The 589-nt window shown below is 59.8% G+C and carries 1 protein-coding gene and 1 pseudogene; one reads left to right on the forward strand and one right to left on the reverse strand.

Annotated elements, in window-relative coordinates; genetic code table 11:
- Window positions 1-54: 54 nt before the first annotated feature.
- On the reverse strand, window positions 55-306 hold the full coding sequence (locus tag AWU74_RS07490) for a hypothetical protein (RefSeq protein WP_162505027.1): 252 nt from the start codon (window positions 304-306) through the stop codon (window positions 55-57).
- On the opposite strand from AWU74_RS07490, the pseudogene proA reads away from it, so the two are divergent.
- A pseudogene (proA, locus tag AWU74_RS10830) lies at window positions 259-507 on the forward strand (glutamate-5-semialdehyde dehydrogenase); the annotation flags it as partial. The gene AWU74_RS07490 and the pseudogene proA sit on opposite strands and share 48 nt — an antisense overlap.
- Between the last annotated feature and the right edge of the window lie 82 nt (window positions 508-589).

Here is a 589-nt window from a genome sequence, read left to right on the forward strand (position 1 = left end):
AAGAGCAGGGCGTTTTGCCCTGCTCTTGTGCGCTTCCCCGTCCGCCGCGGCTCTTTATAGCTTCTTATACTCGGTGATTTCGTTCAGGTTAAACTCCACCCAGCAGCCCCCGATTCCGTTCGGCGGGCTGTAGGAGCCGGTAACCGTTATCCCGGCGGCTTCCAGTTCCGTGCGAAGGTAAGCATTGGCACCGCGCACATAGCGCTTAACGCGCACCGTCCTGTCGGTTCCAAGGACATAGTCTTTTTCAAGGTTCCCTATTGCACCAAGCATTCGGAGTGCATAGTTACGAAGAGCCTTGAACACGCCGCCCGCTTCCAGCGCAGGGTCGACGCCGCGTGCGTCTACGTGAACGCCTCGACCCGCTTTACCGACGGCGGGGAGTTCGGCTTCGGCGCGGAAATCGGCATAAGCACGCAGAAACTGCACGCGCGCGGACCTATGGGTCTTTCCGCGCTCACGACGACCAAATACCTTATCGACGGCGAGGGGCAGATACGCCCGTAAATGCCCGCACGCGCATAGAAAAGCCCCCGCACAAGCGGGGGCTTTCTTGTTCGGGCTTGGCTATAATCTTCTCCGGCGCAGG

Source organism: Treponema endosymbiont of Eucomonympha sp. (assembly GCF_001028545.1).